The 3,938-nt window shown below is 66.9% G+C and carries 4 protein-coding genes; all 4 read left to right on the forward strand.

Annotated elements, in window-relative coordinates; genetic code table 11:
- The first annotated feature begins 214 nt into the window (after window positions 1-214).
- The gene (locus ABN028_RS34990) at window positions 215-1,261 is read left to right on the forward strand and encodes a tyrosine-type recombinase/integrase (RefSeq protein WP_349699634.1); all 1,047 of its coding nucleotides are present in this window, start codon (window positions 215-217) and stop codon (window positions 1,259-1,261) included.
- Between the two features lie 4 nt (window positions 1,262-1,265).
- On the forward strand, window positions 1,266-1,589 hold the full coding sequence (locus ABN028_RS34995; protein ID WP_349699635.1) for a helix-turn-helix domain-containing protein: 324 nt from the start codon (window positions 1,266-1,268) through the stop codon (window positions 1,587-1,589).
- Window positions 1,590-1,771: 182 nt separating this feature from the next.
- Window positions 1,772-3,280, forward strand: a complete 1,509-nt coding sequence (locus tag ABN028_RS35000; RefSeq protein ID WP_349699636.1) for a site-specific integrase — start codon at window positions 1,772-1,774, stop codon at window positions 3,278-3,280.
- A 75-nt stretch (window positions 3,281-3,355) separates the two neighbouring features.
- Complete coding sequence (locus ABN028_RS35005; RefSeq protein WP_349699637.1) at window positions 3,356-3,736, forward strand: hypothetical protein; 381 nt, start codon at window positions 3,356-3,358, stop codon at window positions 3,734-3,736.
- Window positions 3,737-3,938 lie beyond the last annotated feature (202 nt).

Here is a 3,938-nt window from a genome sequence, read left to right on the forward strand (position 1 = left end):
TTGTCGGAACTCCCGCGGGTTCTTCGGCGGTGTGGTGTCCCTGACTGGGTAGGCGGCGAGGTCGGTGCGGGTTCGGCGCGTTCATGTGATTGTTTGACCCTTCGTCGGGATTCCTGACAGGTCTCTGGTATCTATGACCGGTGATCATTTGGGATGAGCTGGAGCGTGGCCGGTGACGTTGGCGCCTGTGCGGTCGTTGAGTTCGGCTCGACCGTTGCGGACTGCGCAGGAGTTGGACGAGTTTGAGCAGGAGCTCGTCGACCAGTACGCGCTGGCGACTGCCGGTGCGGGTATCACCGATGCGCATGTGGCAGCGGAGCGGTCGGTGGTGTTCGCGTTCCTGCGGTTCTTGGGTCGGCATGTGTGGACCACTACCGCCGATGACGCGGACAGGTTCTTGGTGCACCAGCGCAAGAGGTTGGGGTTGGCGGCGAGCACGGTGCAGGGCAAGGCGTGGACGCTGGCCCGGTTCTTCGAGTTCGTGATCGCTCGCTATCAGGGCGAGGTGCACGCGTTGACTGGCCATGTGCTGGTTCAGCCGATTGATGAGTTCAACCGGCCGGTGAAGGCGGAGTATGCGACCGCGACGCGGGTGCCACCGAGCCACGACGACGTCAGCGGGTTGTTCGATGGATGGCGTGAGGCGTTGCCGGGGGCGAGGAAGTTCCTGCCGGCGGCCCGGGACTACTTCGCGGCGTCGATGTGGCGCCGGGCGGGGCTGCGGATCAGCGAGACGGTGATGCTGGATATCCGGGACTGGCGACCGGATCTCGGCGAGCATGGCAAGCTGCATGTCCGGTTCGGCAAGGGCAGCATGGGCCGCGGACCGAAGACCAGGCTGGTGCCGGCGATCAACGCCGTGGACAGCCTGCTGGACTGGTGGCTGGCCGACGTGCGTCACCAGTTCGGCGATGACTGGTCTGATCCGGATGCGCCGCTGTTGCCGAGCGAACGCCGGGATCGTCAGAGCGGGCGTTGCCTGCGGGTGGGTGATGACGCGTTGCGGTCTGGGCTGGCTGGCGCGGTCACGGTTCACCTGCCGGGGTGGAAGGGGCGGCTGACTCCGCATGTGCTGAGGCACTTCTGCGCCTCGTCGCTGTATGCCCGCGGCATGGATCTGAAGGCGGTTCAGGAGCTTCTCGGGCATGACTGGCTGTCCACCACAACCCGGTACGTCCATGTCCATGACAACCACATCGAGACCGCGTGGGCGAAGGCGAACAAGCGCGTCGCGGACCGGTTGGCCAGCAGCGAGGGGTGATCTGATGCGTTGGAACATGAGGATGAAGGCCGCCGAGCAAGGAATCTGGAAATCGACCGAGCTGCGCCGCCGGCTTGCCGAGGCGGGGCTGGAGATCAGCGCCGGGAAGATGTCTGCGTTGTGGACTTCGACGCCGACCACGATCAGGCTCGACGACCTGGACGTGATCTGTTCGGTGTTGGACTGCACCCCGTCGGAGTTGTTGATCCGGGAGCCGGAGAAGGTGGCCGCACGGCGTCCGGAATCTCGTGCCGCGTCCGGGGCCGAGGCGCGAGTGCCGGTGGTGGCGCCGCGGCTGGGACGTAACCGCAGCCTGCCGCCGGCGTGACCCGGCCGAAAACCTGCACCGGGTGCGGCACCAAACCGGTCGCAACGAACCGTTCCCGCCACTGCTATGACTGCATGCCCGGCGGGCCACACATCCCGCCGCCGTGCCACCGGTGCGCATCGACTACCGACTACTACTCGGCTGGGCTGTGCCGACCCTGCCACCGGTTCGCACCACAGCGGGTGGGTAGTTGCCTGGACTGCCTGGCCTGGGGCGCCAACCGTAACAACGGCTGGCGGTGTGAGGCCTGCCGAGGATGGCAGAAGCTTTATAAACAAGGCGGCTGCCCATCCTGCCGCCGAGTTCTGCCGCTGGGCGCCGACGGCTTCTGTCGGCTGTGCTGGCGTCAGGCAGCCGGGAAACGTCCCCATGGCAACGGACCAAGTGTGCTGGAAGCGAACCGGCACGGGCAGCAGCTGTTCCTGGCCGACACGTTCCGACAGAAGCGCCGATCCTGCCGGCACCCACCAATGCCAGCCACGGCGGTCACCAGGGTCGGCGTGTTCCCTGTGGCCTACGAACAGCTTGTGCTGTTCCCGGCAGGCCACGGCCTTCACACGTTCGAGGTCAGCCGTTTCGCGGTGCCGCGCGTCCCCGAACTGGCCTCGCTGCTTGACCGCGCCTGTTTCGAGCATGCCGCCGCGCACGGGTGGACCAAGACCCGGCGCAACGACGCGCGAGCAGGCATTCGGATCCTGCTCGCGTGCCAAGACACCCCCGGCGCGGCCATCAGAGCCAGCGAGGCGGGCATGCTCGCCCAGGTCGACGTCAACATCCAACCCGTGCTCGAGGTGCTGGCCGGTGCGGGGATGCTCGACGATGACCGGCCCCGCAGTCTCGACGTCTGGTTCGCCAACCACCTCGAGGGCCTGCCCGAACCCATGGCCAGCGAGGTCCGAACCTGGTACGAGGTGCTCCGCGACGGCAGCGCCACGTCGCCGCGATCGCTGCCGCGGTCCCGCACCACCACCCAGATCCGCATCCGCTGCGCCATTCCCGTGCTGCACGGATGGGCCGCCGAAGGACACCGGTCGCTGCGGGAGATCACCCGCGACGACATCAAAGCTGCCCTGCCAGCCTTGGGCAGTCCTCGCGCCCTCGTCGGGCAGGCGCTCAAGTCCCTGTTCCGCGTGTCGAAGGCACGCCGGGTCGTGTTCGTCAACCCCACCACCCATATCCGCACCGGCAGACCAGAGACCCGTCAGCCACTGCCGATGAACCTGGCCATCGTCAAAGACAGCATGAACTGCGACCAGCCGGTCCGCGCAGCCCTCGCCGCGTTGCTCGCCTTCCACGCGCCACGACCCGGCCAGCTCCGTACGCTGCATCTGACCGACATCCACGACGGGCGGCTCTACCTACCCAGCCACACCGTGCTGCTGGCCGAGCCCGTCAAACAGCGGCTCACCGCATGGCTCGACCACCGCGCGGCACGATGGCCGAACACCGCCAACCCGCACCTGTTCATCAACACCCGCACCGCCGGGCGCCTCGGCCAAGTCAGCGGCGGCTGGATCAACCACATCCTCGGCGTGTCCGCCCAGACCGTCCGCGAGGACCGCATCCTCGACGAAGCCATCGCCACCGACGGCGACACCCGCCGACTCTGCGACCTGTTCGGCCTCAGCATCAAAGCCGCAGAGCGCTACACCAACACCCTCGACCACGCCAGGCTGGGACGCGTCACCTGACCTGGCACACCTGTCCTCGTCGCCGATCGTGGGCCCAGCGGCCGCCGCGTCTGATCGGAGCGAGACACTTATCAGGTGCAGATCGATCCACCACGGCCGCTCAGTACGGCTGAGCGGCTGATACTCGATCTGGTGTTGACCCCCGAATTCACCGGAGTCGAACAGCTGCGAGAACAAGCACAGTCTGCTGTTGTCGTTGGCTGCTGCGAGTGTGGCTGCCCGACCATCGACCTCATGGTTCCCGGCAACCCACGGCGAACGCCGGTGGCCGCGCGGCTGGCGCCGTCGGAAGGAGAGGTAGTCCCCACTGGAGACGAGCCGCCCGGGCAGGTCATCTTGTTTATAGACGATGGAGAGCTCAGCCGGCTGGAGTATGTCTGGTTCGACGAGCCGCCGAACGAGTGGCCCGACCCGAGCCGAGTTCGCGTCGTCGCCGCACCCACCCATCGACCCTAGGACGCCACCCGGTGTCACGCCTACCAACGGTCGCAACGAAAGCCAGCACCCGAGACACGGCAAGCGCAGCCGACCGCACGCACAAGCCACGGCGATGATCCACAAGCTTCCGAACCCAAGTGGTCAGCCAACCCGATCATCGGCCGTGCACCCCTCGGTTCGTGCCTGACAACCCGTCAGAATTCACGAACCCACGGGAGAC

Origin of the sequence: Actinopolymorpha sp. B17G11, from assembly GCF_040196095.1 — a bacterium.
Taxonomy (GTDB): Bacteria; Actinomycetota; Actinomycetes; order Propionibacteriales; family Actinopolymorphaceae; genus Thermasporomyces.